Source organism: Bacillus sp. FAU20, assembly GCF_056033865.1.
The window spans coordinates 18,920-40,341 of record NZ_JBVYHY010000007.1 but is presented as its reverse complement, the minus strand read 5'-3'; the positions used below and the strand labels follow the sequence as shown (position 1 = coordinate 40,341).

Annotated in this window: 33 protein-coding genes and 2 pseudogenes; 6 read left to right on the top strand and 29 right to left on the bottom strand. The window is 33.3% G+C overall.

Going from position 1 to position 21,422, the window contains the following annotated elements; all coding sequences use genetic code 11:
* Both AC0OM3_RS08100 and AC0OM3_RS08095 read right to left on the bottom strand, forming a co-directional pair.
* A partial coding sequence (locus tag AC0OM3_RS08100; RefSeq protein ID WP_474211369.1) for a terminase small subunit occupies positions 1-904 on the bottom strand: 904 nt, incomplete at its 3' end.
* A gap of 33 nt (positions 905-937) precedes the next feature.
* Positions 938-1,150 carry a hypothetical protein gene (locus tag AC0OM3_RS08095; protein WP_474211366.1) on the bottom strand — a complete coding sequence of 71 codons (213 nt, stop codon included), beginning with the start codon at positions 1,148-1,150 and terminating at the stop codon, positions 938-940.
* A 327-nt stretch (positions 1,151-1,477) separates the two neighbouring features.
* Here AC0OM3_RS08095 and AC0OM3_RS08090 point away from each other — a divergent pair, with 327 nt between their 5' ends.
* Positions 1,478-1,657: a DUF8096 family protein gene (locus AC0OM3_RS08090; protein ID WP_079004510.1), complete on the top strand. Its 180-nt coding sequence runs from the start codon at positions 1,478-1,480 to the stop codon at positions 1,655-1,657.
* A 107-nt stretch (positions 1,658-1,764) separates the two neighbouring features.
* Here AC0OM3_RS08090 and AC0OM3_RS08085 read toward each other — a convergent pair whose 3' ends face one another.
* From AC0OM3_RS08085 to AC0OM3_RS08070, 4 genes are all read right to left on the bottom strand, one after another.
* Positions 1,765-2,340 (bottom strand): recombinase family protein, encoded by a 576-nt coding sequence (locus AC0OM3_RS08085; RefSeq protein WP_061660536.1) that lies wholly within the window; start codon positions 2,338-2,340, stop codon positions 1,765-1,767.
* A gap of 290 nt (positions 2,341-2,630) precedes the next feature.
* Positions 2,631-2,837 carry a hypothetical protein gene (locus AC0OM3_RS08080; RefSeq protein WP_074554462.1) on the bottom strand — a complete coding sequence of 69 codons (207 nt, stop codon included), beginning with the start codon at positions 2,835-2,837 and terminating at the stop codon, positions 2,631-2,633.
* Positions 2,838-3,055: 218 nt separating this feature from the next.
* Positions 3,056-3,247, bottom strand: coding sequence for a hypothetical protein (locus tag AC0OM3_RS08075; RefSeq protein WP_001250601.1), 192 nt, complete (start codon positions 3,245-3,247; stop codon positions 3,056-3,058).
* A 361-nt stretch (positions 3,248-3,608) separates the two neighbouring features.
* A complete protein-coding gene (locus AC0OM3_RS08070) occupies positions 3,609-3,809 on the bottom strand; it encodes a hypothetical protein (protein WP_058839893.1) in 201 nt (66 codons plus the stop codon).
* A 1,077-nt stretch (positions 3,810-4,886) separates the two neighbouring features.
* Here AC0OM3_RS08070 and AC0OM3_RS08065 point away from each other — a divergent pair.
* The gene (locus tag AC0OM3_RS08065) at positions 4,887-5,225 is read left to right on the top strand and encodes a hypothetical protein (protein ID WP_000218070.1); all 339 of its coding nucleotides are present in this window, start codon (positions 4,887-4,889) and stop codon (positions 5,223-5,225) included.
* Positions 5,226-5,285: 60 nt separating this feature from the next.
* Here AC0OM3_RS08065 and AC0OM3_RS08060 read toward each other — a convergent pair whose 3' ends face one another.
* Together AC0OM3_RS08060 and AC0OM3_RS08055 are read right to left on the bottom strand one after the other, a co-directional pair.
* Positions 5,286-5,672, bottom strand: coding sequence for an ArpU family phage packaging/lysis transcriptional regulator (locus AC0OM3_RS08060; protein WP_016513751.1), 387 nt, complete (start codon positions 5,670-5,672; stop codon positions 5,286-5,288).
* Between the two features lie 138 nt (positions 5,673-5,810).
* Positions 5,811-6,440 carry a Holliday junction resolvase RecU gene (locus AC0OM3_RS08055; protein WP_474211360.1) on the bottom strand — a complete coding sequence of 210 codons (630 nt, stop codon included), beginning with the start codon at positions 6,438-6,440 and terminating at the stop codon, positions 5,811-5,813.
* A gap of 111 nt (positions 6,441-6,551) precedes the next feature.
* On the opposite strand from AC0OM3_RS08055, the gene AC0OM3_RS08050 reads away from it, so the two are divergent.
* Positions 6,552-6,740 carry a hypothetical protein gene (locus AC0OM3_RS08050; protein ID WP_001145515.1) on the top strand — a complete coding sequence of 63 codons (189 nt, stop codon included), beginning with the start codon at positions 6,552-6,554 and terminating at the stop codon, positions 6,738-6,740.
* 445 nt (positions 6,741-7,185) lie between these two features.
* Positions 7,186-7,375, top strand: a pseudogene (locus AC0OM3_RS08045) (hypothetical protein).
* Positions 7,376-7,890: 515 nt separating this feature from the next.
* Here AC0OM3_RS08045 and AC0OM3_RS08040 read toward each other — a convergent pair.
* Genes AC0OM3_RS08040 through AC0OM3_RS08000 form a run of 9 tightly spaced genes read right to left on the bottom strand, consistent with a single transcriptional unit; the run spans position 7,891 to position 11,430 of the window.
* On the bottom strand, positions 7,891-8,154 hold the full coding sequence (locus tag AC0OM3_RS08040; RefSeq protein ID WP_061660541.1) for a hypothetical protein: 264 nt from the start codon (positions 8,152-8,154) through the stop codon (positions 7,891-7,893).
* Entirely contained in the window at positions 8,151-8,396 is a 246-nt protein-coding gene (locus tag AC0OM3_RS08035) for a hypothetical protein (RefSeq protein WP_002099119.1), read from the bottom strand. The genes AC0OM3_RS08040 and AC0OM3_RS08035 overlap by 4 nt, the downstream gene beginning before the upstream one ends.
* On the bottom strand, positions 8,353-8,616 hold the full coding sequence (locus tag AC0OM3_RS08030) for a hypothetical protein (RefSeq protein WP_474211357.1): 264 nt from the start codon (positions 8,614-8,616) through the stop codon (positions 8,353-8,355). Before AC0OM3_RS08030 ends, AC0OM3_RS08035 begins: the two co-directional genes overlap by 44 nt.
* Before the next feature lie 14 nt (positions 8,617-8,630).
* Complete coding sequence (locus tag AC0OM3_RS08025) at positions 8,631-9,389, bottom strand: ATP-binding protein (protein ID WP_474211371.1); 759 nt, start codon at positions 9,387-9,389, stop codon at positions 8,631-8,633.
* Complete coding sequence (locus AC0OM3_RS08020) at positions 9,373-10,209, bottom strand: phage replisome organizer N-terminal domain-containing protein (protein ID WP_087965638.1); 837 nt, start codon at positions 10,207-10,209, stop codon at positions 9,373-9,375. Before AC0OM3_RS08020 ends, AC0OM3_RS08025 begins: the two co-directional genes overlap by 17 nt.
* A complete protein-coding gene (locus AC0OM3_RS08015; RefSeq protein ID WP_165443292.1) occupies positions 10,210-10,386 on the bottom strand; it encodes a hypothetical protein in 177 nt (58 codons plus the stop codon).
* A 15-nt stretch (positions 10,387-10,401) separates the two neighbouring features.
* Positions 10,402-11,034: a Sak single strand annealing protein gene (locus tag AC0OM3_RS08010; protein ID WP_474211355.1), complete on the bottom strand. Its 633-nt coding sequence runs from the start codon at positions 11,032-11,034 to the stop codon at positions 10,402-10,404.
* A gap of 17 nt (positions 11,035-11,051) precedes the next feature.
* On the bottom strand, positions 11,052-11,228 hold the full coding sequence (locus AC0OM3_RS08005) for a hypothetical protein (RefSeq protein ID WP_000244086.1): 177 nt from the start codon (positions 11,226-11,228) through the stop codon (positions 11,052-11,054).
* Position 11,229: 1 nt separating this feature from the next.
* A complete protein-coding gene (locus tag AC0OM3_RS08000) occupies positions 11,230-11,430 on the bottom strand; it encodes a hypothetical protein (protein ID WP_000572098.1) in 201 nt (66 codons plus the stop codon).
* 350 nt (positions 11,431-11,780) lie between these two features.
* On the opposite strand from AC0OM3_RS08000, the gene AC0OM3_RS07995 reads away from it, so the two are divergent.
* Entirely contained in the window at positions 11,781-12,029 is a 249-nt protein-coding gene (locus AC0OM3_RS07995; RefSeq protein ID WP_474211353.1) for a hypothetical protein, read from the top strand.
* Positions 12,030-12,421: 392 nt separating this feature from the next.
* On the opposite strand, the gene AC0OM3_RS07990 is transcribed toward AC0OM3_RS07995, so the two are convergent.
* From AC0OM3_RS07990 to AC0OM3_RS07980, 3 genes are all read right to left on the bottom strand, one after another.
* The gene (locus AC0OM3_RS07990) at positions 12,422-12,544 is read right to left on the bottom strand and encodes a hypothetical protein (protein ID WP_000969704.1); all 123 of its coding nucleotides are present in this window, start codon (positions 12,542-12,544) and stop codon (positions 12,422-12,424) included.
* Positions 12,545-13,348 (bottom strand): phage antirepressor KilAC domain-containing protein, encoded by an 804-nt coding sequence (locus AC0OM3_RS07985; RefSeq protein WP_061660547.1) that lies wholly within the window; start codon positions 13,346-13,348, stop codon positions 12,545-12,547.
* Between the two features lie 64 nt (positions 13,349-13,412).
* Positions 13,413-13,613 (bottom strand): helix-turn-helix domain-containing protein, encoded by a 201-nt coding sequence (locus tag AC0OM3_RS07980; RefSeq protein ID WP_000773131.1) that lies wholly within the window; start codon positions 13,611-13,613, stop codon positions 13,413-13,415.
* A gap of 204 nt (positions 13,614-13,817) precedes the next feature.
* Between AC0OM3_RS07980 and AC0OM3_RS07975 the strand changes: the two genes are divergently transcribed.
* A complete protein-coding gene (locus tag AC0OM3_RS07975) occupies positions 13,818-14,168 on the top strand; it encodes a helix-turn-helix domain-containing protein (RefSeq protein WP_001016404.1) in 351 nt (116 codons plus the stop codon).
* A gap of 5 nt (positions 14,169-14,173) precedes the next feature.
* On the opposite strand, the gene AC0OM3_RS07970 is transcribed toward AC0OM3_RS07975, so the two are convergent.
* The 9 genes and pseudogenes from AC0OM3_RS07970 to AC0OM3_RS07930 all read right to left on the bottom strand — a co-directional run bounded on the left by AC0OM3_RS07970 (position 14,174) and on the right by AC0OM3_RS07930 (position 21,105).
* Entirely contained in the window at positions 14,174-14,311 is a 138-nt protein-coding gene (locus AC0OM3_RS07970; protein WP_000437474.1) for a hypothetical protein, read from the bottom strand.
* A gap of 166 nt (positions 14,312-14,477) precedes the next feature.
* Positions 14,478-14,633 carry a hypothetical protein gene (locus tag AC0OM3_RS07965; RefSeq protein ID WP_000756311.1) on the bottom strand — a complete coding sequence of 52 codons (156 nt, stop codon included), beginning with the start codon at positions 14,631-14,633 and terminating at the stop codon, positions 14,478-14,480.
* On the bottom strand, positions 14,630-15,802 hold the full coding sequence (locus AC0OM3_RS07960; protein WP_474211349.1) for an AimR family lysis-lysogeny pheromone receptor: 1,173 nt from the start codon (positions 15,800-15,802) through the stop codon (positions 14,630-14,632). Before AC0OM3_RS07960 ends, AC0OM3_RS07965 begins: the two co-directional genes overlap by 4 nt.
* 590 nt (positions 15,803-16,392) lie before the next feature.
* A complete protein-coding gene (locus tag AC0OM3_RS07955) occupies positions 16,393-17,250 on the bottom strand; it encodes a DUF5677 domain-containing protein (protein ID WP_474211347.1) in 858 nt (285 codons plus the stop codon).
* A 712-nt stretch (positions 17,251-17,962) separates the two neighbouring features.
* Positions 17,963-18,382 carry a hypothetical protein gene (locus AC0OM3_RS07950; protein ID WP_098661804.1) on the bottom strand — a complete coding sequence of 140 codons (420 nt, stop codon included), beginning with the start codon at positions 18,380-18,382 and terminating at the stop codon, positions 17,963-17,965.
* Positions 18,372-19,049 carry a hypothetical protein gene (locus tag AC0OM3_RS07945; RefSeq protein ID WP_098661805.1) on the bottom strand — a complete coding sequence of 226 codons (678 nt, stop codon included), beginning with the start codon at positions 19,047-19,049 and terminating at the stop codon, positions 18,372-18,374. Before AC0OM3_RS07945 ends, AC0OM3_RS07950 begins: the two co-directional genes overlap by 11 nt.
* 117 nt (positions 19,050-19,166) lie before the next feature.
* A pseudogene (locus tag AC0OM3_RS07940) lies at positions 19,167-19,430 on the bottom strand (lysostaphin resistance A-like protein); the annotation flags it as partial.
* Positions 19,431-19,667: 237 nt separating this feature from the next.
* The gene (locus AC0OM3_RS07935) at positions 19,668-20,054 is read right to left on the bottom strand and encodes a hypothetical protein (RefSeq protein ID WP_474211345.1); all 387 of its coding nucleotides are present in this window, start codon (positions 20,052-20,054) and stop codon (positions 19,668-19,670) included.
* 19 nt (positions 20,055-20,073) lie between these two features.
* The gene (locus tag AC0OM3_RS07930) at positions 20,074-21,105 is read right to left on the bottom strand and encodes a metal-binding protein (RefSeq protein ID WP_474211343.1); all 1,032 of its coding nucleotides are present in this window, start codon (positions 21,103-21,105) and stop codon (positions 20,074-20,076) included.
* Positions 21,106-21,422 lie beyond the last annotated feature (317 nt).

Below are 21,422 nucleotides of genomic sequence, written 5' to 3'. Positions count from 1 at the left end.
CTTCCCACACCTCTGCTGTTTTACCTTCTAACGCATCGATGAATCCGTCATCTTCATACTCTTCACCTTCATCACCTTTAATACGAGAAGTATCTGCTTTAATTTTATCAATTTGAGCTTTCTGCACTTCCATCTGCATTTTGTGGCGTTCTTCTTCGATTTTACGTTTGAAATTGTCAGGTACTAAGTCAAAGTACTGAGATAGTTTGTCCAGTGCTTTCATCTTGTCAGCAAGTTTTACTGACACGCCATCTTTTCCGAGTTTTACTTCGGTTATTATAGAACCATCAACCATGTCAGCCTCGTGTAAATCTACATAATTTATGATACGAGTTATTTCTTTACCGGATTCATCTTTCATCGGGCCAAACATCCCCATTACAGGTACTTCCTTCTGTCCAAAAGTTACATAGTTAGTAATATCAGCAAAAGCAATCTTAATGTACTCTTTAAGCACATCCATCGCTTCCACAAATACATTCTCGAGTAACTCACCTTTAAGCTCTTTTATATAGGAAGAAACTCGTTCACGTCTTAGCAATCGACTAGCCTGTACATGAGCGCCGTCTTTGGAGTATCCAGCCTTCAGTGCAGCTTGTGTACCATTGAAGTATTTCACATAATACAAACAAAAGAGCCTTTCCTTTTCGGTCAACTCTTCATCTTCTAAAATCTCTTTCAGTTTTTCTTTCGTTTTGGGATTTTTAACATTAGTAACGCTCCTTTTCGCAATAGTAACGTTACCATTCATTTGTTCATCCCATTTGTCTTGTGATTTCCACTTTCTGATTTGAGAAGGCTTAAGGTTTAACTCAGCAGCAATATCAATTAATGGCTTCTCACCTTTACTTACTTTATATATTTCAAATGCTTTATCTCTGTCCGGGCTACGTTGTCTAGCCATAACCACCACCTCACGATAGGCTCTATTAGTTTTTTAAGCTTTTAGGAATTCATCCATTGTTTTATCAAGCAAACTAACCATTGCTTTTCTCTTTTGCTTTGGTGTTGTGTTATCTTCTAACTCATTAAAGATTGGAATTGCACTTTCTAATTTCTGTTTATCGATGCGCTCATTTACAAGGTCCTGTCCCAACATTGAAATGAATGTACCAATTGCAACCGCTTGTTCTTGTTTAGTTAGTTTCATTGTTCATCATCCTCCAAAATCACTCTAATTTATTCTTGAAATTCTCTAAAACTCGATGTATTATATTTTTGTGTTTTTCTCAGTTCCCAAGCCGAGAATACATCATCACTTCTGAAAGGACCCGAACTCCAGCGGGTTCTTTTTATTTACTTGAACTCATTTTCGAATTATTGTATTATATTTTCGGGTCTTGCTCCATAAATCATTATCAGGAGAATCTGCAGGTTTGCAGGTTCTCTTTGTCAAATAAAAAACATCCATTATATGAACACTTCATGTTATTATGATTAAATTGTTTTAATTCAGATTGATATGCAGGTGAAACGAATGGAAAATAAAGAACATGAACAAAAATACGATTTAAGCAAAATATACACATACGAAGAGCATCCTGATAAAATCAGTGGTCGATGTGATAATTGCGGTAATTCCACATTCAAAAGTTCCATTAAAAATTTCATCTTCTTAAGAGAATGCCGTCAATGTGGTATGAAGAAAATCATATAGCCCCAGGTAGGGCTTTTTCCCTTATTAAATAAAAAAGCAGCGGATTCGCTACTTTAACTGATTACTTATATTTCAAAATTCCTGCCGTAGCTGTTCATATTCCTCCATCATAATTCCTCCTCTTTTAATTCTTTTGCTTTAGCATAAATAGTAGAACGCGGAACTCCTGTCATTTTTGAAATATCATTTACACTTAAACCATTCTCTTTCCTATTAAAGAATAAATTCATAGCCTGCTTCACCTGTTTTTCATCCTGTCCCCTACGTCCCATATGTTTGCCCATTGCTTTAGCTCTTTCTCTTCCTTCAGCTGTTCTTTCGTTAATTAAATCCCTTTCAAACTCAGCAATAGCCCCTAGCATAGTAAACATCAATTTACCTGCAGGCGTTGAAAAATCAATTTGTTCTTTAAGAAACACCACCGCTATTCCTCGATCAGCTAATTGATTTACAATCTTATGCAAATCAAATATTGATCTGGCTAAACGATCTATTTTACAAACAATAAATTTATCTCCTTCTCTCATATACTCTAATGCCTTTTGTAATTCTTCCCGATCACTATTAGCTCCACTGTACTTTTCAGAATATATCTTTTCACATCCATATTCTGTTAACCTTTCAATTTGTGCATCTAAGTTTTGATCTTTTGTACTCACCCTTGCATAACCAACGATAGCCATCCAAATCACCTCAAAATAGTCTAAAAGTCTTAAGAATTATATACTTTCATCTTAGACTATCTTTTAGACATTAACAACTATCTGTTTACAAAGTTTTTACCCTATACATTTCAACTGTACAAAAGGGTCAACTTTTAGACAGTTAAGTAGGACATTTATTTTCGTTCATTATGTTCGTTTGTTTTGTTAGGTATTAAATCAAATTGACACTGTATTCTTAGAATTAATAAGTACTAATAAAAACATAATAAAAAAGAGTGCGATTAAGATATGCACTCTTTCAAAAGGCTTTACCACTCTCGATGGTCACCATGTTCATGCTCACGATCGCGGTCATGATTACGTCTACGACGACACTCATCACAATCGCAATCACGTCTACAATGACAGTCGTTAAAGTCGTTTCTTCTTCGTCTACGGCCGCAACCGCAAAATACTAAATCATCCCAAAATCTATTACAATCTCGAGAATGTCCAAAATTATTATCCCATCCCATAGATATGATTCCCTCCTCTAAAAATAGAATTCATCATATTCTATGATTAAAAGGTAGAAATAGTTTGTTTACTAGTCTATGTTTCAAACTAATAATATTTCAATTTGCAAGTCTATCTCACTTCTTATCTTTCCTTAACAGCAAACAAGACGCCACCCAGATCACGGCAGCGCCTACAATAATTGCTATACACTTAATCAAAATCATTTATCCTCACATTATTTATTTCTTTGCTTCCATACCCCATTCTCTTTACGGTAAGTATTCTTTCCATCCATGAAGTCAGCTGTATTACCTGGAATGCTATATTTCTTATTCTTTTTCTTAGCCTTCTTCTTCAGCCTTTTCTCTTCTTGAACAGCTTGCAAATCCGCCTTCCATTGTTTCAACAAATCCTTTTCACGTCGCATCGAATTTGTACCCCTTGGATTAAAATGTAAACCAAATAATTACATTCTACCTATTTGCATAGAATCCTTTAATCCAAATGTACATTTTTTCCAGACCCTCGTTTAGCATGTACCAATTTCTGTTTTTTCTTCTATATAGACCGAAGATATATTATAATCCTCTATATACCCAAGGAGGTTTACCATGTTTAAATTTCATAAAACATTCCCCGTCTTAGGATTCTTCTGGTTCTTATACGGCTTCATTGGTCTCATCTTTTTATTACTATTCCTTAACGTGTAGTAACCATGCATGTAAACATATCTTTAATGTGTAATTTCTATATAACAAAGAAAAAACACCCGTTATGGATGTTTTGGTTTACTTTTCATATAACTCATCTAAGTAAATATTTTTAACGGTTTCTCCTATTTCTTCTAAAACCTTTTTTTCACCCAATTCTCTAGGTTGTCCAGCATAACCTATTTTATCAAACTCTAGTAAAATAGAAGCTAACATTTTCTTCGCTTCCATCTCATCCATTCCTTTTACGTATGAAATAATTTTATTTTCTTTTTTCAAAACTGCTCCCCCCTTTTTATTAACCCTACTCTTATATTGTAGCATTTTATGTTAATTGAGAAAAAACAAAAAGCCATCACCGAAGTGACAGCTTTCAAGGGGATGGGAGAAAAGAGAGAAAACAAATGGTAAAAGTTTTTCTTAGATTAAGGCTGAGCATTCTCAACCTTCTCCAAGCCACCGCATCAACTAGTATGGCTACACGCCCTGAGTTTGGTAACCTGGAGAAGACTAAGAATCTTCTCGTTTATGCTCCGTAGAGCTGGTCAATGCATCTGCTGTTGGAGGGACCTTAGCTGACCAAATCGTTTCTACAATAATTTATATCCAAGAGGTATATGTTTCTTCCTACGCCTTGTTTGAACCAATACACTAGAGGGACGGAAGGGGAATGTTTCCGCTGTATTGGCTCAAACAAAGAGTGGAACTCTTTGCCCTCGTTTTGGTCATTAATAAGAATCATGGTTAATTACTAATGTACGAGATACGTATACTTTTTAGCTTTTTAGAATGCAAGTGTCACCCAATCAAGAGCAACCACCCCCATTCCATTTTCAAGAACCGACATATTAGAGGGAAATAGACTTATATTTATTATCAACCCAGAGGACGCATTCCGAGTTGATTGATAAATACAATAGAAACATCATGACGAATGCGAGTTATCTCACACCCGCCATGATGGAATATGTCATTGTAATTAACTCATTGGTCTTTTCGTCTTAACGCGGGCTCTTACCGCCTTGCCCGCCCTACTATGCGGTATACGTTACCGTGACATTCTCGCATAAGAACGTTTCACTTATAGGTGTACTAATCCTCTTCGATATGCGGTTGTCAAAGAACTGTCCAAAAGCTCTTGAATGAGCTTGTATATTAAGAATATCGTTGATTTCATTATCAAAATTCCCCCTATTTAGTCCCCATTTTTATCGGCATTTTGTCGAAGTTTTTAAAAACATAAACATTCCAATTTATTATATTTTTTCTTTTTTTGATAATATTTGTATCCAGTTCAGGTAATAATATCATATAATTAAGCTATTATAATTTTATAAAAAGCAAGGATGGTTAGACATGACGGTACAACAAGAAAAAGTAACAAAGCGCGTGGTTTGTAGAAAATGCAAATCAGATCAAATAGTCGGTAATAAGCGTGGTTATAATTTCAAAAGGGCGTTTTTTATTCTGTTTCTTCTGTTAGGTACACTTATAGCTATTGGAATAGTTTCTAATTTTTTATCTGTTATAGTTCCTGAAAATTCTATGGATGGAGTTGTTGGACTTTCTGCAATTGTTGGTCTTCTTATTGTACTTCTAGGACCACCGATAATTTTATTCAGTGGATTTGTTGGTAGAAAAAACATTGTTAATGGTTGCATGAATTGCGGACATACATGGATGCCTAAAAAATAAAACATAAAAAGCCAAATGGATAGTTAATTAAAAACTGTTAATTTGGCTTTTTTTGTATTATTAAATCATCCCTAAAGATGTCGCGATCAATCGAATCGCATTTTTCTTCTTATAATAGAAGTGATCTTTCTTCATCGATAATTCAGTGTAAATAAAGCTGTCTTTCGGCTTATCTGCATTTAAGTATTTCTTCTTGATGATTTCTGCCTCGTCATAGTCTAAAACGTACTCTAAAGCCTTATCGATCTGCTTGAACTTGATATTGCTAATATATCTCGTGTCTCTAATCTCCGGGAACAAACTGATTCCTTCGTGTTTTAACTCCACTTCATTCTCAAAACGCGTTTTCAATGCGCGGTATTCCTTTAGTATTTTCACTACTTCTTTCTGAACCTGTTTTTCTGTCTCTCTATCAATAGCTGGTAATAAAGTTAATTGTCTCTCCATGAAGGAATCCCCCTATTTCTGAATTTGTCTTTTTACATTCACATCAGGTACGTGAAATTTTACTATCTCTTTGTTGAATAAGGGAAACATGCATAACGAGTAGCCCCCACTATACACTCTGCATGGTTCCGTTATCCATTAAGCCTTTAATAACTTACGTTTCTTATTAGCCATCTTCTCTTTTGCTGCCTCAATGTTACTCGATACCCTCTTATGGTCCTGATCAAACTGAATCATTCCATCAAACATGACTGGCGCTACTACTTCATCAATATATTGTAAGTAATCAACTGGCGCTCGTTCTGTTTGTTCTACTAAGTACCCATAAATATCAAAGTCTGCTCTTGGTATAGACTTCTTGCCCTTCGGTTGATGAGACATCCTTATATAAGATTGAATGACTGATAGTGGCACTGCGAATACTGACTTATCCTTACTGAATTCTATAAGGAAGAAGCATATCGCTCCCATCTTCTCTGCTTTCTCCAAGTAATCCAATTGATGCTGTGCAATGTTCTTTAAATCAAAACGTGTATCTTTCTCTGTAGACTTCGCTTCAAATGCGATAGCTCGTCCCTTATACACACCGTCATAGTCAACTGTGCTTTTAGCTTCATAGAATCCATTTAGTACACGGCCATTCTTACTCTTCAACACCTTTACAGGAGTCGGACGTTTGTTGATAAGTGCCACTCCCCCTCTTTGATACATTTCATTCGCTAGATTGATAAGCATTTCAAATGCCATTCCACAGTTACCTTGTCCCATTGTTATTCCTCACTTTCTATTAAAAAGATTATTTTGTTGAATTTTTTACTACCAATCACCAAAAATATCTTATAATCTTTATATGCAAACTTATTTTTAGGAGTAGATAGAATGCCAGTTACACTCGAACTTATTCTTTTCATTCTTATAGCAATTAGTGCTGTTGGCTATTTGATAAAAGAATCTCAAAAAACTAAGAAAAGAACCCTTGGAATTTCACTAGAACTTTTAATTCTTTTCTGGTCAACGTGGAGAATATCGACTATCATAATCAAAATTTTAGAATATAATTTCTCGTGAATAAAATTAAATATTCCGTCAATAATGTATATGACATCAGATTTTCTCCTTGTTCCCCCTTGGAGAACCGAGCAGTTAGCTAATTTGGCTAGCTGCTTTGGTGTGTAAAACAAAGCATTTATAAAAAGCTTTCTCAACACCCAATCAATGGAAATTAATTACCTTTTATGGTAATATGTTGGTAATCCCATAAAGATCTATCGTTCCATTAACAGGACCCGTCCCCCTAATCGGGTCCTGTTAAATGTTCTCTATTAAAACAGTGTTTTTGTTTAACTATCCTCTGCGCTTCTTCACATCCTACAATTCCATATGCAATATTACATATCCTATATGTTCAATTTATAAACATGTAATAATTGGTTTATAAAATATTTAAAACTAATATTGAAAGGAGAATACTAAATGTCTTTCTTTTCGTGGTCTCCTCTTATTTTCTTAGCAGTTGTTGCAATTATCATTTCTATTAAAAAGAATAAGAAGCAATAGTTTTAAATAGTTACAATAATTTATTTCTAGGAGGTGTATTTATGTCATTTACAGTATGGAGTGCAATTTTTATGACTTTAATCGGCGCAATGTCCGGAGCAATCTTTGGTACAATTTCTTCTAAGAAGAGTAAAAATACCAACTAAAAACCTACTAATAAAAATGAATTTTTATTTTAGTGACAGCTGATACGCTTTTAATATTTCAGCTGTCATTTTCCATTCAAATAACTATTTTGTTCACTTTTTTGATACATTTACGAAACATTTATGTGTTATCTTCAGTAAGTTCTTTTCTTTTCATAAAATTGTGTGAGTTATACCGACACAAGAAGCCCTAGATCCCTAAATCTAGGGCTCCTTCGTTTTAATAACCATTTTGTTTAACTTGATGTATAGACAACTATATATTTAGATGTTAAAATATTATTGTGATTCCTACTTGGTTTCACATACGACTCTTTTTCTGCGATTATGGGGTTCTTACGTAATAGTAAGGACCATTTTTTTATTTAGTGCCCATAGCCAGTAAATCCGAAGCCCATATTTCTCCTTTCTGATTCCAATAATCCCAACGTTTCTACTGACGCTATGACGCCTATGAGTGTCTCGTTCAATTAAATAAGTTTCTGCCCTTTAAATACGTCATAACGCTATGTCTCCTAATCTAAATTCATTATCTCTTCTAAGGTTCTATCGGAAATATACGTGGTGATAATCTGTATCTTTCCGTATTTCTTTTTAGCCATTTCTATAGCTTCGCTCTCGGACTTCGCCTCAAACCAACGAAGCTTCCACTTCTCGTCTTTGTCGTAAAACTCTACTGAATACGTCATAACGCTATTACGCTTCAAGAATTTGTCCACGGTACTTGTTGCGGTATAATCAAAACTTCCGACTACATCCTCTAGTGTTAGTTGTTTCATGCCCCTAACCCCATTGGACGCGATTTGATTTTGTTCTTATCTGCCTGATCCATAATTAATGCGGCGATTTCTAGTTGATGCCTTCCTAGCTCTTTTGCTATTTCAAGAATATCTTTATCCTCATCCCACATTTCTCTTAACTGAATAACTTCGCTTTCATCAAACACTAAGTCCAACTCTTCTAGAGCAATATATAAGTTACGACGCGACTTCTTCATGTACTTTCCCTGCTGCAACGCCATTGTATAATTCTCCTTTTCCAAATCCGTTCCAAGTCGTGGCATCCCATTTTCCCTCCAGCTGTAATTGATGAATTTCTGTTAACTCCGCCATAACAGCATGACGTCTTCTATCCACTTCTTCAGGACTGCGATTCCCTGCTTCGCAAATACACGGTGCAAATTGATAGCAGCCATTCCCCATATCGTTGCTAATTACTCCCGTTCCTTCACATACACACATCGGTTATTCCCCCTTTAAAATGGCAATGCCTTTCTTCTGTAATCCTTTGTTTCTTCGAATTTTATTGTTCTAAAATTATTAAGAATTCGTGATACGATTCGCTCGTCATATGCCTCATCTAAACGCTTTCCTGTGAGGTTTGTCGTGAAGATAGTAGATTTACCTTGCCTACCATCGAAAACATCGAATAGTACCCTATTAATGAAGTTTGTTGCTTTCGTATTGGCATCTAATGCGCCTAACTCTGCTCCTAAATCATCGACAATTAACACTTCTGCTTTTACTAGACTTCGAATGATTGCATCTTCAGTTAATGTTGAATCTTTACTGAACGTACTTTTTATCTTCCGTAGCAATTCGCCAACTGTTACGAAGACAACTGACTTTCCTGCCCCAGCAAGTTGATCTGCGATAGCGTAAGCAAGATGTGTTTTCCCTGCTCCGCAATTCCCAGCCATAATCGTGTTAAACACTTTGCCGTTGAGATAATCTGTTGCAATGTTTTTTGCAAGTTTAAGGTTCTTCGTTCCTTCCTTACTAGTAGGTTTGTAATTATCAAAGTTAGCTTTCTTAATGTTGCTATCGGCTATCATGCTTCGTTGGTGAAACATGAATTTCTTCTCGTTCGCTTTATCTGCATCGTATTTTGCTTGCTCCTGTTGCTGAAGCTTCTTACTATCGTTTTCAAGGAAGCATCGAGGGCAAACAACTTGTCCACCGAACTTCATCTTATTCATGCCATGCGTATCACACACATCAGAATCCATAGTCATATTCACCTTTTTGGCTATATCGGTTGGTATTGCTGCCGCTGCTCTCTGCATTGTTTTTTGCTCCTTTTTTAGGTTGTTGGTTTAAGTATTCTTCAAATTTATTACCGAATAATGTTGATGGTCTTAAATACTGGTTATACTCTTCATCTGTTAACCAGTGAGAAGCTTTGATTTCTATTACCTTCTTAAAATCATTTACATTAAAACCTTGATTAAATCTCGCCTTAATTAGGTCTTTAGTTTTTTTAGTAGACGAGCGATAGGATGTAAAGCATATGTCATTGAGATAGGTAACTATCTCGACAATATGTTTATTAATATCTTTATCTTCTTCTAGTTCTAATTCTTTTTCTTCTTCTTTGTCCGTTTCAATTGCGTTACCATCTTCGTTACCTGTAACGTTACATCCGTTACCTTCATTTAAAAGACTACGTTTTTTTCGTTCACGATACGCTGCTACTCGTTTTTTAGTGTCTTCACGAATCTTATCTAATCCATTTAAACTCTGATGTTTCCCCCAATTCGAGACGCTAATAAACTGATTGCTATCAACCTCAATCATTCCAAACTGTTTAAACGTTTGTAGAGCAAGCCGGACTACTGCTATCGGTCTATTAAATATTGTCGCGAGCATGTCTTCTGTATATGGAATATTTTCATTCAAGAAAATGTAACCATTGGCATTTGTTTTCCCAGCCTGAGCAAGCAATTTTATCCAAATAATTAGTAATGTATCTGCTTCTGGCATACTTTCAATCAATCGAATTTTTTCATCTTCAAACATATTAGTAGTTAACTTAATCCATTTAACATCTGCCATTTAATTCACTTCCCTTTCGCATACCGCTATACCGCCTTTAATTTTGATGATTTTATATCCTGGGTAGCGATCGGGAGTAATGTACTCAATCGCCTTTTCTTTCGCTTCTTTTTCATTTCGTGCGCCCTTCCACACCCACTTCGGAAGGACGACTTTAGATTGATTTTTGTCTAACATAGGCCTAGCATCTCCTTAGTTTGTTTGTTCTATTTTTTCTACTTGTTCTTGCTCTTCAGTTTCAGAAGTTTCTTTTTCAGCCTGTTTAACCCACTTTGTTAATTTCTTAAGTACTTCTCCAGCTTGTTTTAATGTCAATTCGCCAACCTCTTTAATACCTAAGTATCCTTTAATCGTGTCTTCATCCACTTTTCGAAGGGTAGCTAATTTTTTTACGTTTAATTTAATTGCACCAACTTGTTGAGCAGTAATCATTTCCTCTTGGATCTCTGGTAAATCTTCACCTGCATAGATGTACAATCCTAATCCTTGAAGTGCAATTGCCTTTACTAAGCAACGTTGGATACTTGTGTTAATGTCAAAGCTGTTAGGCTCTGCAATCGGCTTGTTCTGATTGTTAAGTATCGGGTGAATCTGACTTAGTGGTATTCCTTGTACAGTTACTTCAACTTCTACAAAGTAACCACAATCTGTTTTGAGGTAAGGCACTCCATCAAATCGTTTTACTTCCCATGTAGCTGTTGGATCTACTTCACGAAGCTTTTTAACTGCCCATGCCCACGATAAGTAATTAAAACGCCCTTTCTTCTCAACATGTCCCGAACAATCTATTTGAGCCAATTTAGAAAAGTAATTTTCAGTTATCATATGAATCTCCCCTTCTTTTAAAATGGTGCTATTTCCGTTTGTTTACTAGCTTCATACACTTCCATAAGTGCTTGTAATCCATATTCGTAAGCTACAACCATTGATGCAGCGTTAGGCTCTTTACTTTGCTTGTATCGTTCAACTAGACTCTTCATAATTTGAATTTCAGCTTCAATTTTGTTTTGTAGGACCACCTTATTCACCTGCTACTTTCTTCATCGAATGTTCTTCAACATACTGTTTGATACATTCGGATTCGGTATGGATTGGATCACCACTAAAATCAAGGTACCCTTCTCCGTAGAAGATTTCTCCACCACACCCTTGGCAATAATCCATAAAGTCTCTTGCTGATGAATCGTGATGATTTCCGTAAGTAATTGGATTTTCAATCATTTTTTGAATTCCTCCTTATTTACTGAGAGAAAACTTATGGTATAATATAGGTAGCTAATTTTAGGGAATGTTTTCTCTACATCGCTCGTTGCTATCGAGCGTTTTTTATTTTTTAATAGCTAACTTTCTGAAAGTTTGTTAAAATTTAGTTACCGATATGTGTAACAACTGGCCTGTGCTTCTGTACGGGCTTTTTTGATGCTTTCACACATCGAAATATCCAGGAATCCTTTTACTAGATGGGGAACACCATTAAATCCCTGAATATTACGACAAGTGAATACGCGTCTTATCCTTGTAGGATTTTCCTCCTTTTTGTCGAATTACTTAGACTGGAAGGAGGTGTTTTTATGAAACCAACTACTATAAATATCCGTGTTGACTTAGATGATATTTTCAAACTATCTCATCATGAAATTGTTGATGGTGTTTTAAAATACGTCCATGAACAATCGCACCAGTATAATAATTTAACTCCAGAGAGCAGTCTAGAAATGGTTATAAAAGAAGCGACAAAAGCTTATGAAGATAACTTAAGAAAACATATGCATGAACGATATAGTGCTACTATTTCTGATCAAGTTGAAGTACAACGTTAGATTCACAAATTTTCTTATTATTTAATAGAATTTTCACTTCTACAACAGCCTCTGTTACCGCAGGGGCTTGATTCTTGTTTTCTTCCACATGAATCACTCCTTTTATCAAATTTTATCGTGTTCATAAATCTGTAAAATCTTTATATAAAAATTTAATGAAATACGTGTTAAACTTATTACATTCCAAGAAGTCCTTTACTTTTAGAATCGACAATTCTTCAATACCCTTAGTCTTGCCCTGCATCCCCTTGCAGGGCTTTTATCATTTAGCTAGAGTGATATACCTCTTGTATGTTTCCTCAACCTTATCTGCGCTGTTATGTACACCCTTTGCTCTTAAATCCTTTATAATCCACAAGATTTTCTTTCGTTCATATTCATCACGTTGCTGTTTATTTATCATCTTGTGACCATCCTGTCTTTTTATCCCAGACATCAATTCTGTGTACTAGGTATGTTAATAGACATATAGCCGCTGATACAATCGCCAATGATAATGTACTTTCCTCCATCATTTACATCGCCTCCCTATCCATTTCTGGAATAATTCCGCGTTTCGTTAGAAGTTCGTGGATGAAGAGCCTCCCCTTTTGTGTCCAACGCGTATTCATTTTCACTGATCTGCTACCGTCTGTATGGACTACATCAACTGTTTTCGATTTTGTGTAACCTTTGTTTTGGTGTTTGGAGTAAAGTAACCATTGATTATTTACTTTGTACTGTACTTTTTCATCATTAAGGATTTTATTAAGCTTCATTGCTGATAAACCATAGTCAGCTGCAACTTGTGAAACCGTTACTGTATCTTGTGATTGAAGAATTTGGTCTAGGTATGTAATCTTTGATGCGTTTTCTGCAATCTGTTGCGTTAACATGAGATTCTTTTGTTCCGCAACCTGTCTCGCTTGTTGTTCCTGCTTGAGTTGTGATGCAAGACCGATAATTAAGTCTGGATCTTGAAGTAGAGCATTGATTGTATTTGGTGTCATGTATGCTCCATGTTTTCTAATAGAAGGAAGCACTTCGCTTGTTACCCATTTTCGAAATTCTTTTGCTTTCTGAGTTTCTGATTCGAAAATCAGCTCATACAATCCATCTTCGGTAATGTATGGTTGTCCATCGTGGACAATTACTGATATATCAGCTTTTTGGATGACTTTCTCGATACGATCTTTTCGAAGATAAGTTTTCCCTTTTGCCACTTTCGTATATCCAAGTGACCACGCTACATTTTCAAGGTTGAACATTTCCTTACCGTTAAGGTGTATAACCTCTAATGCTCCAAATTCTTGATGATTGAAAACCTGTAACTGCTTCATTTTCTTTCCTCCTCTTGGTTCACAAAAAGTGAACATTTAGTTAAAAATAATAGTTAACTTTTCGTTAACTTTCTACTAATTCATCAACTGTAACATCATACAATTTAGACAACAAACCCAATCTGTATATACTTGGTTGTCTCTTGCCAGATTCAAGTTGTGAATAAGCGGATTTTGTTGAGTAACCAAGATAATCACCTACATAAGCCTGACTATAACCACGTTTCTTGCGTAACGATTTGGCCTTTTCGATATTTAGTTTCATGTTTATCACCTTTGTTCTTTTCGTTAATTTGATAATAACACACTGTTCACTTTTTGTGAACAATAAAATTTATTTTTTTCTATAAACTTAAAAAGGTTGTCTTTGAGTGAACTTTCCTGTTAAATTTTATATATATTGACTATAGTTAATGAAAAAAAGTAAAAGATAATAGTAGACGGGACTTCTATAAAGGAGAGAAAACTGATGAATCATCAATTGATTAGTAAAAGGGTTAAAGAAATCAGAACGGAAATACTCAAAATGAGCCAATCTGAATTCATTAACGCACTAGGACTAAAAAGTAAATCTGCTGTATCTATGTGGGAGAACGAAGAAATAGATAAATGTCCATCGAGAAAAACTTCTTTAGATATAGCTAAACTCGCAAATGTATCCGTTTCTTATGTATTAGGTGAATCCGATGAGAAGAATCCTGAATTAACAGCTAAGGATGACTTAGAACAAGTAATGATAGATATTCGATCTAAGAATCCTGATAAACAAAAAGAACTTATTGAAATGATAAAACAACTAGTTAAAATATCAGGCGATTGATAGCGTTAAATGCTACCGATCGCCTCTTTTATTTTCAAAAGAATTTCATAAGACTCAGCATCCCCATTATGAGCCGCATTAAAGATTCCTTGTAGATTACTTTCAACTTCAATTAACTCTTTTTCGATTGTATTTTGTTCCATCACCAACATCCTCCGATATTTTCATAGTAGTTTGTGAATTTATCACAATGTATAACTAATATTTAATTTTGAAATTTAGTTAATCCCCCTATAAACAGCGAATGCGATTGCCCCATTAAGAGACAATCGCATTCAATCTATTTATATCGGACCCTTAACCAGAAAATTACCCCATTCCTGTCCCTGGGTCCATTCTAAGCATAATTTGAGTTTGAGCATCCTTTGCTACTTGTTTAGGCTGCTCCTTTTGACCTTTAACAGGAGATACATATAATACTCCGACTAAAGCCAAAGTTGTTACTAAAGCTAGTACTTTTTTCATTTAGCATCACCCTTGTATATTATACTATTTTTATTAATATCTACCAATATTTTTCGAGGTAAATAACTATAAAATTTACACCCTTGCGAGTAGAATAACTCAATTGATTTTTCTAGTAATTTTCTATCTTCCAATGCCATTCCTAAATAACATAATTTCATTGGAGACAGACTACCATTCTCTTTTTCGTACTTTCTTAATATAGTGGCAGCTTTTTCTTTTTCTCCTGTTACTATATATAGAAGCGCTTTCTCGCCCACATCAAAAATTTGTAAATCATACATATCCTTTTCATGGATTATTCTAATGTAAGATCTCATATTTAAAAACTCTTTTTTTCGGTTTTCTGCTTTCTCATAAGATAGTTGGTCTAGCATCTCAATCCCTTTATTTAAATACCATAAAGATTGTTCATAATTTTCAACGTATGATTCACCTAAATATCCTAATGCAGAAATTTTTAATAACCTTAAATAACCTAATTCATCATTAACATTCAATATACTATGGCATAGTTCTCTTGATTTTTCTATTTGCTCGTCCATTAGCAATGCATACGCATACCATTCCTTTACACGGCTACTGTATATATCTTTTATAAATTGGCTAGGAAGTTCAGATATTTTTTTCTGTAATGTTTGTATATACCCATCTAAAAGTTTAAAATCCCTACAATCATACATAGAATATAATGTTAAAATATCAAACATTATTTTAGTTTCTTCATTTTTAAGAACTTTACTCTTTTTCCTATTCTCAGTCTCCGTTAAAAGTTTTTCAGCCGTAAAAAATTTCTTAGCTCTTAACCAAACGAGTTCATATATATATGCCCATTCGTAAGTTTTAGAGTTATTAGATTCAAAGCCTCTTTGAATCGCGATTCTAAGGAGTTCCAAATCCCCTAAAGCATTTCCATACTCCATAGCTATTCTTAAATTTTTTTTACTTTTAGTTTTTTTACAAAATTCATGGATCATATAATTCTTTTCAAGCGGATCTTCATATAATAATTCAACTAGCTTTACTACATTTAAAAAATTCAATTCACTTTTCCCTGATAAATTCTTTGAAAACGCAGGGCCACTTATTCCAAGTTCTTTTGAAATACTCTCTTGGCTCTTTTTTTGAAAATCAATTTGATCAACAACTTTAAATAACCAATATTTCATTTTGCTCCTCCTTGCCGGAACAAAAGACACGTAAACCCCATAAAGGAAAACGTGCCACCCTCAATCTATGGTGTGTTATAATTATATGTATAAGATCCGCGACAATGTTCCCTAGGGTAGTAGGGGCAGTGTAAGAGTGTTACCAGCACTACTTGCACCGTGGGTCTTTTTTACGTCCGTTTATTTTATTATTTTCATAATATCATATTTTTGCCAAAATTACAGTCGTGTGGTTATCAGAAAAATGTTGAGAAAGTTTGAAAATAGCTTTATATCAAGGCTTTCTCACGCTTACGAATAAAGATATACAATAGTGCATCTTTCTGTATAAAGTACCCATATACATCTTTTAACGTATTAACATGAGAGCTACGACTCTCTTTTTTTACTCACAACTTCTAGTACAATTAATATAATATAAATCTACTAAATCAATTAAAATTGAATCCTGGCGCTCACTAAAAGATGAAATATTAGACCTGGGTATAAAAGACAGTGACATCTTTCAAATTCAAATGATAGAGATAGATCCAAACAAAAAGTAACATAGCGCTATGCCATGTTACTTTTTGTTTGAATTAACAAGAGCTTCAATTATAGTTCAGATGCGGCTTTATATGTATTAAGAAAGATCTCTTTAGTTCGTTATAATCAGGGTATTTTAAATTAGTAAAAATCTCAATAGCTGACAATAATAAACTTCTAGTACCAATAAAGTTATATTCATCTATATTACAATCAAATTTGGCTCTTATTGGCTTTATCGTTAAATTTTCGCCTTCTTTAGAGATAGCACTTAACGCCATATAATTATGAGAATCGACAGATAAAAAACTATATAAAGTTGCCATCAAATTTTTATCTAAATTATCTTCAGACGCAAGCTTTTTAGCTAGTGCATTAATCGATTTTTCCCCTTTATAAAGTGCATGCCAATTGGGTAAATATCCTCTTTTATCACTAGCTTGTAATTTATTATACTCATCCAACGCATCTTGTAATTCCTCAATTTCCAATTGCTCTTTATGATACTTAATAGCATTATCCAAGGACTCTCTTCTTTGGTCAGTTATCCACCCATTGCTTTTAGCTTGTTTTACTGCTTCGATTTGTTGCTTATGGTAACCAATTTTATATACTTTAGCTCTATTTTCTAATAACGAATCGTCTTGAACTATGAATTTAAGGGCTAACCACGCTTCTAGAAGACCGCGATAATTTAAAGTTGCAGGGCCTTTTAAACCGTTTGCTCCCGAAACTCTAACCCCCTCGCATAATTCAATAATTTTCCGATATAAAGCGGTTATCACCACAGTAGACACATCATTCGATTCTGCAGCGTTTTTAAAATCACTCGATTGTTTATAGTCATTCAGTTGTTTATTAGCGAATTTAATAGTTTCATTTAAAACTTCATATGGCTTCATAACGAAATCAGCTTCCTTCATTTATAAATAAGAATATTCATTCTCTTATATCCATTATAAGTCGATAGATGTTGACGATAAAGTAAAAACATATATGAAAAAGAATTTTTAAAAAACTAATCATATCCAGGTTCATATTCATCCAAAAATTCAGACGAAAATAAATACCAATACTGTCGAAAATGCAAGGGAGACCGAATACATATATGGTACGGACTACTAAAACCTTATCATTCTAATGAATTAGTTTTACGATTTACCCCCAGTGAGGATATAACAGACTTACTGTATAGCTTTTCAGCTCATATAGATGAGGAAGATAAGTTGTTGAGAATTTGCATTTGTGATGGTTGCAAAGAAAGCCTAGTGTTTGCAAAAAAATCCTTGTGCATACTACAGATGATCCACAAACTTTTGCACATGAGAACGAAACTCTATCACGTTTAGACACATCTAAAGTATAGGATTAAAATTAAGTTTGAATAAAAATTTGCCTTCGTTCCTTATTTAATAGTGATTACAAAAACTCCATTTTGAAAAAGATTGACCAATATAGAGTTACTCTTTTCATCTAAATATGATTTTTTATAAAACGCATAAACTGACATATCAATAATTAATTTACACAATTGCACAAATTAAAGGTGAATAAAAAAGACTTCATTTAACTACGAAGTCTTTAGATATAGTAATTATTTGAAATAAATGCATCAAGCCATATGACTCTGCTAAATTAAGAACTTTGCTCTTTAACTTTATCGTCTTTCTTATTCGAGCCTAAATCAAGATCTGCTGATATATTTTGTATGAAATCTCTATATAATTCTCTTCTTTGCTCGGAAGTAAACTCCCCTTCTCTAATTATCGTCTTTAGAGTATTCATTTTAATAATTACGTCTTTGTTTAGTTTTTCTCTTTTAAAAAGTATGTCTATTCTCACTAGAATAATACCTAAACAAAAAGCTGATAATGTATTAAAATTTCGAATAGCATTCTTAACATTGCCTGTTGTTAATTCAGCTATAGCATCTTTTGCACCCATAAAAACAAACCCCAGCACAATACCATAAGCAGTCCTTTCGGGTTGTTTTAACAACATAATATCTATAGCTTTATATAAATATCCTGTTATTTTATCAAGATCAATGTTCATTTAATAAGTGCACCTTCTTCACATAATTTGAGAAATCTATAATAGTATTTGATATTACTTCTTCGTTGAAAATCTTATTCCCATTAATTTTATCATTGTTTTGAATAATAAATTCAATTAGTTCTTTTGCTTCATAATCATTTGTTCCAAACAAACCATTCTTTATTCGATAATTGAGTAAAAATTGATAACTGCAAGTTAATATTGCAAATACTAAAGGGATTACATTTATATATGATGGAACAACAAAATAGAATGACGTACCTAGTAACATGATACTCCCTAATCCTATAATAATATAAGCTTTATATATTTTTTTTAACTTACTCTCTAAAAATAATGCCGAAATTATAAGACTATTTTTATTTCCTTTCTCTTCCTTTTCCTTTTTACGAGACTTGGATTGTTTACTAGATAGAATAGCCATTGTCACAGATAATATATGGTTATTAACCATTTTAATAACTTTTGATTTTCTTTGCTTTACATCCCTCTGATGTGTAATTTCTTTCATGTAGTTAGAAAATTCCTCTTCAACTTTAATTTTATTAGCTTTCACATAAAAAAAGCTTATAAACATTGATATAACCCCAATAAATCCCGATAGTGCTGAAACTATAGCACCTGAAGATTTTACAAAATTTATAAATTCTGTAAAAAAACTCATTTATTATCATACTCCTCCCTTTTTAAATAAATTACCATATATCATTCAGATAAATTATACCATTCATTATGATTTTTAGTAATTATTAGCAAAGAGGGATATTATAAACAAATTATATCACTTCAAAATTAATGCAGTAAAAAACACACAAAAATTATATAAAACATGAGCTAACATTGGTACTTTCAAATCTCTTGTCTTTTCGTAACTCCATGCATATAAGCAAACATTTACAAAGTAATGGAAGAAAAACCAGTCAAAATGAACCGCTGCAAAGATACCATTAGCAATAATAATTGCTGTTGTTCCGTTGATCCGCTCTAACAATACCTCTAATCCAAGTGGCAAAATCTTTCTAAATATGAACTCTTCTATTGCGTATTTTACCGTATTAACAAGGATGGTAATTTTCAAACGTATAACTTACTTTTAGAACTGGAATATTGAGTGCTTTTCTTGTATGCATGCTACCTCAGCAAGAAAAAATCCGTTTCCATGTAGAGTTGCTTTTGGAATAATACCGTCCTTTCGTTACTTATAAGTAATAAGTAAAAAAGAGCCCTATTAATTTAGGACTCTTACACTAATTTCAAAATCATAGTATATTATGGATTAATTTTATTTTTTTCGGCGATTATTTTTTCTTGATTTCTTCTGTATGTTTTTGTTTCTCTTTTTCTTTTTAAATATATCCTTATCTTTGTCTTTTTTTAGTGAATCTGTTACTTTATTAGCTTTAATAGACGAACCAGGAAAATATTCATCAAATGTTCGTACTGAACTACCTTCGATAACACATATGACTTTTCTCGTTTGATATATTAATTCTCCTATTGCTAGACAGGATTTAAATAATTGTAAACATTCATAAGTAAATTCAGTTAGATAGATGCTCTCTAAAGTTCCCTTATCCATCTTTCCTGAAGGGGCATATACTATTTTTTGTGTATTTACATCATATTTATAACTACGATGGCCAATTGCATTTCTTAATCTACTGTCCACTTTTGACATAAATAAACATTTAAATACATCTAATGCGTCTATGAACTCTAATTTTTTTCCTTTTTTTCTGCATTTTACTGTAATCTTCTAAGGTTTTAATTTGATTATTTATATTAGGATCCATTAGTTTAAAGTCCGAGCGAACTATTAGATTTTCAAATGCAACAATTAAATCAAAAATATCACCCAAATCTTCAAATGTATCAATATAAAAGTCTTTAATATACTCAAAATCAACAGTTGTTAATCCCATTTCCTGCATTATCTTTTCTTTATTATCTTCATCTTTATAGTATTCTAGACCTATTACGGGAATTAACATTGTAAATTTTTCAACAAATTTATTTGTTATTAAAAATATTTTTTCTTCAAAATCATTTAATTTTTCTTGGAAATGTAAACCTAAATCAATAAATTGTTGATGGCTTTGATCGTGATCTTGTATCTTCTTTAACTGACTAAAAATAAATTCCGTACTCTCGAAAAACGTAGACTTTGAAATAGGGCTTGTGAAATTTAAGTTGACGGCATGAACAGCCCTTAATAATTCCCATTGATTATCAGCAGGGTATGCCGTTTTGTTAAGTATTTTATGCAGTTCATCGCGTAAATACTTATCGTTTTGACTAAGCCAAAGCTCGTTAATACGTTTAACTGTTGGCCATTTATGATTAATAGACATTAAGAATCCTATAATGGTACTTTTAAAATCACCTACAGTATTTATACCCATTTTAGAAACGCTGTCTTTAATAAAAGGCGACATGAGATTTTCTACTGAATTGGTGTACTTTCTAATTTTTTTTGTAAGCAATTCACCTGAAACATCAATAATAAAATCTGGGCTTACGTCACCTGTATATCTTTTTACATTTTTTAAATCAATATGAAATTCACCTTTATGAGGATTCATAGATACATTTCCGAATATCGATGTATAACACTCGTTACACTTAATTCTAACAGGATAATTTTCTAACCATCCTAATTGAACTCTTATTTTTGTAATTTTCCCACATACGTCACATTGAAAATCATTTGTTGCTATCACGTTAAAACGCTCCCTTTTTCCAATTATTGGCTTATCCACTATATATTTTACTCTATAATATATTTAAAAATCTGTATAGCATAAGATTATTGGATTGAAAAATTGAATCATCACACAACATTCATTTTTTATAATTAAATATTTTCCAATATATCTAGCAGATCATTCCCCCAATATTAACATCCCTCAAAGGTACACCCTTTGAAACGCACTCCTTCCCACAGTAAAACTATATCTCCCTTATAAATCTGATAAAAAACATTATTCAATATTTGTACAATATAGTGGGATTTTTTAATCAGAAAAAAGAGTATTTC

What these genes read in the sequence shown, in the direction of transcription:
- AC0OM3_RS08095 (WP_474211366.1), bottom strand. Translation starts at nt 1,150, where the DNA reads ATGAAACTAACTAAACAAGAACAAGCGGTTGCAATTGGTACATTCATT.
- AC0OM3_RS08090 (WP_079004510.1), top strand. Translation starts at nt 1,478, where the DNA reads ATGGAAAATAAAGAACATGAACAAAAATACGATTTAAGCAAAATATAC.
- AC0OM3_RS08085 (WP_061660536.1), bottom strand. Translation starts at nt 2,340, where the DNA reads ATGGCTATCGTTGGTTATGCAAGGGTGAGTACAAAAGATCAAAACTTA.
- AC0OM3_RS08080 (WP_074554462.1), bottom strand. Translation starts at nt 2,837, where the DNA reads ATGGGATGGGATAATAATTTTGGACATTCTCGAGATTGTAATAGATTT.
- AC0OM3_RS08075 (WP_001250601.1), bottom strand. Translation starts at nt 3,247, where the DNA reads ATGCGACGTGAAAAGGATTTGTTGAAACAATGGAAGGCGGATTTGCAA.
- AC0OM3_RS08065 (WP_000218070.1), top strand. Translation starts at nt 4,887, where the DNA reads ATGACGGTACAACAAGAAAAAGTAACAAAGCGCGTGGTTTGTAGAAAA.
- AC0OM3_RS08060 (WP_016513751.1), bottom strand. Translation starts at nt 5,672, where the DNA reads ATGGAGAGACAATTAACTTTATTACCAGCTATTGATAGAGAGACAGAA.
- AC0OM3_RS08055 (WP_474211360.1), bottom strand. Translation starts at nt 6,440, where the DNA reads ATGGGACAAGGTAACTGTGGAATGGCATTTGAAATGCTTATCAATCTA.
- AC0OM3_RS08050 (WP_001145515.1), top strand. Translation starts at nt 6,552, where the DNA reads ATGCCAGTTACACTCGAACTTATTCTTTTCATTCTTATAGCAATTAGT.
- AC0OM3_RS08040 (WP_061660541.1), bottom strand. Translation starts at nt 8,154, where the DNA reads ATGAAACAACTAACACTAGAGGATGTAGTCGGAAGTTTTGATTATACC.
- AC0OM3_RS08035 (WP_002099119.1), bottom strand. Translation starts at nt 8,396, where the DNA reads ATGGCGTTGCAGCAGGGAAAGTACATGAAGAAGTCGCGTCGTAACTTA.
- AC0OM3_RS08030 (WP_474211357.1), bottom strand. Translation starts at nt 8,616, where the DNA reads ATGTGTGTATGTGAAGGAACGGGAGTAATTAGCAACGATATGGGGAAT.
- AC0OM3_RS08025 (WP_474211371.1), bottom strand. Translation starts at nt 9,389, where the DNA reads ATGACTATGGATTCTGATGTGTGTGATACGCATGGCATGAATAAGATG.
- AC0OM3_RS08020 (WP_087965638.1), bottom strand. Translation starts at nt 10,209, where the DNA reads ATGGCAGATGTTAAATGGATTAAGTTAACTACTAATATGTTTGAAGAT.
- AC0OM3_RS08015 (WP_165443292.1), bottom strand. Translation starts at nt 10,386, where the DNA reads ATGTTAGACAAAAATCAATCTAAAGTCGTCCTTCCGAAGTGGGTGTGG.
- AC0OM3_RS08010 (WP_474211355.1), bottom strand. Translation starts at nt 11,034, where the DNA reads ATGATAACTGAAAATTACTTTTCTAAATTGGCTCAAATAGATTGTTCG.
- AC0OM3_RS08000 (WP_000572098.1), bottom strand. Translation starts at nt 11,430, where the DNA reads ATGATTGAAAATCCAATTACTTACGGAAATCATCACGATTCATCAGCA.
- AC0OM3_RS07995 (WP_474211353.1), top strand. Translation starts at nt 11,781, where the DNA reads ATGAAACCAACTACTATAAATATCCGTGTTGACTTAGATGATATTTTC.
- AC0OM3_RS07990 (WP_000969704.1), bottom strand. Translation starts at nt 12,544, where the DNA reads ATGATGGAGGAAAGTACATTATCATTGGCGATTGTATCAGCGGCTATA.
- AC0OM3_RS07985 (WP_061660547.1), bottom strand. Translation starts at nt 13,348, where the DNA reads ATGAAGCAGTTACAGGTTTTCAATCATCAAGAATTTGGAGCATTAGAG.
- AC0OM3_RS07980 (WP_000773131.1), bottom strand. Translation starts at nt 13,613, where the DNA reads ATGAAACTAAATATCGAAAAGGCCAAATCGTTACGCAAGAAACGTGGT.
- AC0OM3_RS07975 (WP_001016404.1), top strand. Translation starts at nt 13,818, where the DNA reads ATGAATCATCAATTGATTAGTAAAAGGGTTAAAGAAATCAGAACGGAA.
- AC0OM3_RS07970 (WP_000437474.1), bottom strand. Translation starts at nt 14,311, where the DNA reads ATGGAACAAAATACAATCGAAAAAGAGTTAATTGAAGTTGAAAGTAAT.
- AC0OM3_RS07965 (WP_000756311.1), bottom strand. Translation starts at nt 14,633, where the DNA reads ATGAAAAAAGTACTAGCTTTAGTAACAACTTTGGCTTTAGTCGGAGTA.
- AC0OM3_RS07960 (WP_474211349.1), bottom strand. Translation starts at nt 15,802, where the DNA reads ATGAAATATTGGTTATTTAAAGTTGTTGATCAAATTGATTTTCAAAAA.
- AC0OM3_RS07955 (WP_474211347.1), bottom strand. Translation starts at nt 17,250, where the DNA reads ATGAAGGAAGCTGATTTCGTTATGAAGCCATATGAAGTTTTAAATGAA.
- AC0OM3_RS07950 (WP_098661804.1), bottom strand. Translation starts at nt 18,382, where the DNA reads ATGAACATTGATCTTGATAAAATAACAGGATATTTATATAAAGCTATA.
- AC0OM3_RS07945 (WP_098661805.1), bottom strand. Translation starts at nt 19,049, where the DNA reads ATGAGTTTTTTTACAGAATTTATAAATTTTGTAAAATCTTCAGGTGCT.